We start from the raw sequence: 5,394 nt of genomic DNA on the forward strand, positions 1-5,394 counted from the left end.
GAGGGAGCACCTTCCTTCTCCTTTTCTTTTTCTTGGGGGTCCTGTCCCTCCCCCGCGATGGCTTCAACTCAGGCCGACTGGCCCAGCTCCACGCCCAGCTGGCGCGACAGGCATGGCCAGCGCTTCCAGGCCTCGCCGGTCTCAGGGCTCGACAGCTTGTCGCGATAGCGCTCCACCGATTCCACGGCAAAGCTCTCATCGTTGAGCATTTCATCCACCGAGTGGTGCACCACCTCGTCCAGCTGATTGGCAAACGTCTCGCCAATCAGTTGATGGGCGATCACGTTGGCCACCGTGGTATCCACCGGAATCAGCGGCTGCTGGAAATGGCGGATATACAGGTCGTTGACCTCCTCCACCAGACGATGCGCCAGGTAGGCCTCGTCCAGCAGGCAGTCGAGGCCGACATGCCCGGCCATCACGCTGGGTGGCTGCAGGAAGTAGGCTTCGGCGATTTTCAGCACCGGTTTGATCTGCGACTCGATGCCGGCCTCGCGGGCCACGCTGTGTGCGGCCTCGAGCAGTTCCGGCACTTCGTTGATATAGGCGCCGACGAAGCGCGCCAGGGTACCCTGGGCATCCTGCTCGGGTAGTTGAATCGAAGGATGCAAGTGCGGCAATTGCTGCTCGAGACGGGTTTTCAGCTGGCCTGTGCGGCTCTCATGTTGATGGGCATTTTCAATCTGCTCGCGTACAGCAGCGATGTTCATGACAACTCCAGGGACAAGGCGTTACAAACGGAAGACACTAAGTTAGCTCGCTTAGGAGATTGGCTAAGACGTATTTGTTATATCACTGAGGCACGTGTAGGAAATTGGCTATATCAATATGCCATCATTGTGCCCCAGCCCAGCATCCATGCGGCTTTCAGCGCAAACGTTTGGTTTGCTGAAAGTCATTTGATGCTGTTCATTGCGCGCCATTGGTCGCTGTCTATACTCCCGATGAAACGTGATTCGTTGATGAGGCCCGACTGCCTTTAGCAGGGGGCTCGGTCGTCGAAGTCAGCAGTCTTGGCCGCCGTACCCTTCTTTGTCGTAGCAGGTCGTCCACGCCTCCGGGACTACAAGAACGATAAGGGGAACCCGCAATGATGCGACATCCACATGTCTGGATGGGCCTCCTGCTGTGGTCGGTGTTTGGTCAGGCACAGGCTGCATGGACCGTGAACATGGCGCCCGGGGCGACGGAAGTCTCCCACGCCGTCTTCGACCTGCACATGACCATCTTCTGGATCTGCGTGATCATCGGCATCGTGGTGTTCGGCGCGATGTTCTGGTCGATGGTCATCCACCGCCGCTCCACCGGCCAGCAGCCTGCGCATTTCCACGAACACACCTGGGTGGAAATCCTCTGGACGGTTGTCCCCTTCCTTATCCTGGTGGCCATGGCCATCCCGGCCACCAAGACCTTGATCGACATCTACGACGCCACCGACTCGGACATCGATATCCAGGTCACCGGCTACCAGTGGAAGTGGCACTACAAGTACCTGGGCCAGGACGTCGAGTTCTTCAGCAACCTGGCCACCCCCGCCGACCAGATCCACAACAAGGCGCCCAAGGACGAGCACTACCTGCTCGAAGTCGACCAGCCGCTGGTGCTGCCGGTGGGTGCCAAGGTGCGTTTCCTGGTGACTGCCGCCGATGTCATCCACTCCTGGTGGGTGCCGGCCTTCGCGGTCAAGCGCGACGCCATCCCCGGGTTCGTCAACGAGGCCTGGACGCGTATCGAGAAGCCCGGCATCTACCGCGGCCAGTGCACCGAACTGTGCGGCAAGGACCACGGCTTCATGCCGGTGGTGGTCGAGGTGAAATCCAAGGCCGACTACGACACCTGGCTCGGTGAGCGCAAGGCCGAGGCGGCCAAGCTCAAGGAGCTGACCAGCAAGGAATGGACCCTCGAAGAGCTGGTGGCGCGCGGCGACAAGGTCTACCACACCACCTGCGTGGCCTGTCACCAGGCCGAGGGCCAGGGCCTGCCGCCGATGTTCCCGGCGCTCAAAGGTTCGAAGATCGCCACCGGGCCGAAGGAAGGCCACCTGAGCCTGGTCTTCCACGGCAAGCCCGGCACCGCCATGGCGGCGTTCGGCAAGCAACTCTCGGAAGTCGATATCGCCGCCGTGGTCACCTACGAGCGCAACGCCTGGGGCAACAACAAGGGCGACATGGTCACGCCGAAGGACGTGCTGGCGCTCAAGCAGGCCGAAGCGCAATGAGCCGGGTTACCCGCGGCAGTCAGTGGATTGCAGGAGACAGGACATGAGTGCAGTGATCGACGACCACGCCCACGGTCATGACCACGCCCACGGCCCGGCCAAGGGCCTGATGCGCTGGGTGCTGACCACCAACCACAAGGACATCGGCACGATGTACCTGTGGTTCGCCTTCACCATGTTCCTGCTCGGCGGCTCGTTCGCCATGGTGATCCGTGCCGAGCTGTTCCAGCCGGGCCTGCAGATCGTCGAGCCGGCCTTCTTCAACCAGATGACCACCATGCACGGGCTGATCATGGTGTTCGGCGCGGTGATGCCGGCCTTCGTGGGCCTGGCCAACTGGATGATCCCGCTGATGATCGGCGCGCCCGACATGGCCCTGCCGCGGATGAACAACTTCAGCTTCTGGCTGCTGCCGGCGGCCTTCCTGCTGCTGGTCTCGACCCTGTTCAGCCCCGGCGGCGGGCCGAATTTCGGCTGGACCTTCTACGCCCCGCTTTCAACCACCTACGCCCCGGCCAGCGTGACCTTCTTCATCTTCGCCATCCACCTGATGGGCATCAGCTCGATCATGGGCGCGATCAACGTGATCGCCACCATCCTCAACCTGCGCGCCCCCGGCATGACCTTGATGAAGATGCCGCTGTTCGTCTGGACCTGGCTGATCACCGCCTTCCTGCTGATCGCGGTGATGCCGGTGCTGGCCGGCGTGGTGACCATGATGCTGATGGACATCCACTTCGGCACCAGCTTCTTCAGCGCCGCCGGTGGCGGCGACCCGGTGCTGTTCCAGCACGTGTTCTGGTTCTTCGGCCACCCCGAGGTGTACATCATGATCCTGCCGGCGTTCGGCGCGGTCAGCTCGATCATCCCGGCGTTCTCGCGCAAGCCGCTGTTCGGCTACACCTCGATGGTCTACGCCACCGGGGCAATCGCCTTTCTGTCGTTCATCGTCTGGGCCCACCACATGTTCGTGGTCGGCATCCCGGTGGTGGGCGAGCTGTTCTTCATGTACGCGACCATGCTGATCGCCGTGCCCACCGGGGTGAAGGTGTTCAACTGGGTCAGCACCATGTGGGAAGGCTCGCTGACCTTCGAGACGCCGATGCTGTTCGCCATCGCCTTCGTCATCCTGTTCACCATCGGCGGGTTCTCCGGGCTGATGCTGGCCATCGCACCGGCGGACTTCCAGTACCACGACACCTACTTCGTGGTGGCGCACTTCCATTACGTGCTGGTGCCTGGGGCGATCTTCGGGATCTTTGCCTCGGCCTATTACTGGCTGCCGAAGTGGACCGGGCACATGTATGACGAGACCTTGGGCAAGTTGCACTTCTGGCTGTCGTTCATCGGCATGAACATGGCCTTCTTCCCCATGCACTTCGTCGGCCTGGCCGGCATGCCCCGGCGGATCCCCGACTACAACCTGCAATTCGCCGACTTCAACATGGTCTCGTCGATCGGCGCGTTCATGTTCGGCGCCACGCAGATCTTCTTCCTGTTCATCGTCATCAAGTGCATCCGGGGCGGTGCGCCGGCGCCGGCCAAGCCGTGGGACGGTGCCGAGGGGCTGGAGTGGTCGATACCGTCGCCGGCGCCCTACCACACCTTCCAGACTCCGCCGGAAGTGAAGTAGGAGCCCGCCCATGGACGGCCTGTCGCTGCGCCGCCTGGTTACCCGCCTGGTCATGCTGACCGTGGTGATGTTCGCCTTCGGCTTTGCCCTGGTGCCGATCTATGACGTGATGTGCAAGGCCTTCGGCATCAACGGCAAGACCGGCGGGCAGTACGAGGGCAGCCAGGTCAGCGACCCGACGCGCTCGGTGCGGGTGCAGTTCATGTCGACCAACGCTGGCGACATGAGCTGGGAGTTCCACTCCAGCGCCGACCAGATCGAGGTCAACCCAGGGGCGGTGAACCAGATGATCTTCATTGCCCGCAACCCGACCAGGCACCCGATGAGCGCCCAGGCCATCCCCAGCATCACCCCGGCCGAGGCGGCGGCGTACTTCCACAAGACCGAATGCTTCTGCTTCACCCAGCAGGTGCTGCAGCCTGGCGAGCGCATCGAGATGCCGGTGCGCTTCATCGTAGACCGCGACCTGCCGGATTCGGTGAAACACCTGACCCTGGCCTACACCTTGTTCGACATCACCGCTCGCCACCCCCCGGTCGCCCAAGCCGCGACCGAGGGCGCCCGTTGAGGGAAGGAGATACGTCATGGCAAGCCACGAGCACTACTACGTACCGGCGCAGAGCAAGTGGCCGATCATTGCCACGATCGGCATGTTCATCACGGTGTTCGGCCTGGGCACCTGGTTCAACGACCTGAAGGCCGGCCACCCGGAATCCCACGGGCCGCTGATCTTCTTCGTCGGTGCGTTGTTCCTGGCGTACATGCTGTTCGGCTGGTTCGGCGCGGTGGTCAAGGAGAGCCATGCCGGCTTGTACAGCCCACAGATGGACCGCTCGTTCCGCTGGGGCATGAGCTGGTTCATCTTTTCCGAGGTGATGTTCTTCATGGCCTTCTTCGGCGCGCTGTTCTACGTGCGCGTGCTGGCCGGGCCTTGGCTGGGCGGCGAAGGGGCCAAGGGCGTGGCGCACATGCTCTGGCCCAGTTTCGAGTTCGCCTGGCCGCTGCTGCACACGCCAGACCCGAAACTGTTCCCGCCGCCTAAAGAGGTGATCGACCCGTGGCACCTGCCGCTGATCAACACCATCCTGCTGGTGAGCTCCAGCATCACCATCACCATTGCCCACCATGCCCTGCGCCGCGATCACCGTGGACCGCTGAAATTCTGGATGGCGCTGACCATTCTCCTGGGCATCAGCTTTATCACGTTGCAGGCCTACGAGTACCACGAGGCCTATACCAAGCTGGGGCTGACGCTGGGGTCGGGGATCTATGGCGCGACGTTCTTCATGCTGACCGGCTTCCACGGTGCGCACGTGACCTTGGGCACGATCATCCTGATCGTGATGTTCGTGCGCATTCTGCGCGGGCACTTCAACCCGGAGAAACACTTCGGCTTCGAGGCGGCCAGTTGGTACTGGCACTTCGTCGATGTGGTCTGGGTGGGGTTGTTCATCTTTGTATACGTTCTATAGAACGAAGGCCCCGTGGGAGCGGATTCATCCGCGATGCGCCGCGCGGGCGGCGCTCGATCTCATAGGCGCTG

The 5,394-nt window shown here is 62.3% G+C and carries 5 protein-coding genes; 4 read left to right on the forward strand and 1 reads right to left on the reverse strand.

Annotated elements, in window-relative coordinates:
* Positions 1 to 68 precede the first annotated feature (68 nt).
* Positions 69 to 710, reverse strand: coding sequence for a hypothetical protein (locus tag ACO6VM_RS14440; RefSeq protein ID WP_125462063.1), 642 nt, complete (start codon positions 708 to 710; stop codon positions 69 to 71).
* Between the two features lie 380 nt (positions 711 to 1,090).
* Here ACO6VM_RS14440 and coxB point away from each other — a divergent pair, with 380 nt between their 5' ends.
* The 4 genes from coxB to ACO6VM_RS14460 are packed head-to-tail and all read left to right on the forward strand — an operon-like array spanning position 1,091 to position 5,323.
* Positions 1,091 to 2,218, forward strand: coding sequence for a cytochrome c oxidase subunit II (coxB, locus tag ACO6VM_RS14445; RefSeq protein ID WP_125462064.1), 1,128 nt, complete (start codon positions 1,091 to 1,093; stop codon positions 2,216 to 2,218).
* 43 nt (positions 2,219 to 2,261) lie between these two features.
* Positions 2,262 to 3,851 carry a cytochrome c oxidase subunit I gene (gene ctaD, locus ACO6VM_RS14450; RefSeq protein WP_110995001.1) on the forward strand — a complete coding sequence of 530 codons (1,590 nt, stop codon included), beginning with the start codon at positions 2,262 to 2,264 and terminating at the stop codon, positions 3,849 to 3,851.
* Between the two features lie 10 nt (positions 3,852 to 3,861).
* Positions 3,862 to 4,419 carry a cytochrome c oxidase assembly protein gene (locus ACO6VM_RS14455; RefSeq protein ID WP_401056034.1) on the forward strand — a complete coding sequence of 186 codons (558 nt, stop codon included), beginning with the start codon at positions 3,862 to 3,864 and terminating at the stop codon, positions 4,417 to 4,419.
* 16 nt (positions 4,420 to 4,435) lie between these two features.
* Positions 4,436 to 5,323 (forward strand): cytochrome c oxidase subunit 3, encoded by an 888-nt coding sequence (locus ACO6VM_RS14460; protein WP_401056036.1) that lies wholly within the window; start codon positions 4,436 to 4,438, stop codon positions 5,321 to 5,323.
* Positions 5,324 to 5,394 lie beyond the last annotated feature (71 nt).

It is taken from the genome of Pseudomonas sp. GZD-209 (genome assembly GCF_049310485.1).
GTDB lineage: Bacteria > Pseudomonadota > Gammaproteobacteria > Pseudomonadales > Pseudomonadaceae > Aquipseudomonas > Aquipseudomonas sichuanensis.

What these genes read in the sequence shown, in the direction of transcription:
- ACO6VM_RS14440 (WP_125462063.1), bottom strand. Translation starts at nt 710, where the DNA reads ATGAACATCGCTGCTGTACGCGAGCAGATTGAAAATGCCCATCAACAT.
- coxB (WP_125462064.1), top strand. Translation starts at nt 1,091, where the DNA reads ATGATGCGACATCCACATGTCTGGATGGGCCTCCTGCTGTGGTCGGTG.
- ctaD (WP_110995001.1), top strand. Translation starts at nt 2,262, where the DNA reads ATGAGTGCAGTGATCGACGACCACGCCCACGGTCATGACCACGCCCAC.
- ACO6VM_RS14455 (WP_401056034.1), top strand. Translation starts at nt 3,862, where the DNA reads ATGGACGGCCTGTCGCTGCGCCGCCTGGTTACCCGCCTGGTCATGCTG.
- ACO6VM_RS14460 (WP_401056036.1), top strand. Translation starts at nt 4,436, where the DNA reads ATGGCAAGCCACGAGCACTACTACGTACCGGCGCAGAGCAAGTGGCCG.